Here is a 434-nt window from a genome sequence, read left to right as displayed (position 1 = left end):
GTATCAGCTGACGGCGCCGTTGCTGAACCCGCTGCGCCGGCTGATCCCGAATCTGGGCGGCATCGATCTGTCGCCGATCCTGCTGTTCGTGATCGTTCAGGTGCTGATCATGATCGTCACGCGCGCGGCGGTGTCGCTCACGCTGTTCGGCATCTGATCCGGCCGGCGGCGGCACCCGCGCTATGCCGCGGGCGGCGCGGCGCCCGGCGCGCCGTCGCCGAGATTGTCGATCACGCCGAGGCGCGCGGGAATCGTCGCATAGCACACGCGCACCTTCTCGCGCGACACGCGCTCGATGAGCCGCTTCGCCTCATCTTCCGTGACGACGAATTCGACCTCGATCGCGAGCGATCCTTGCAGTTCGAAGAAACGGTCCTCGTGCAGCACCCGGTGCTGGCCGAACCCCGCCATCGCGCGAAACGCGGAACCGCCCA

General features: G+C 67.7%; 2 protein-coding genes. One reads left to right on the top strand and one right to left on the bottom strand.

The window, feature by feature from the left end; genetic code table 11:
* Positions 1 to 157: YggT family protein (locus ACU8YE_RS25560; RefSeq protein ID WP_446930410.1), on the top strand; the 157-nt coding region annotated here is incomplete at its 5' end.
* 23 nt (positions 158 to 180) lie between these two features.
* Here ACU8YE_RS25560 and ACU8YE_RS25555 read toward each other — a convergent pair.
* Positions 181 to 434 (bottom strand): DUF190 domain-containing protein (locus ACU8YE_RS25555; protein WP_446930408.1); only part of this gene is annotated, 254 nt, incomplete at its 5' end.

The organism is Ralstonia sp. VS2407, assembly GCF_052950655.1.
Note: the sequence above shows the minus strand (reverse complement) of the source record. Positions and strands in the feature narration are given on the sequence as shown.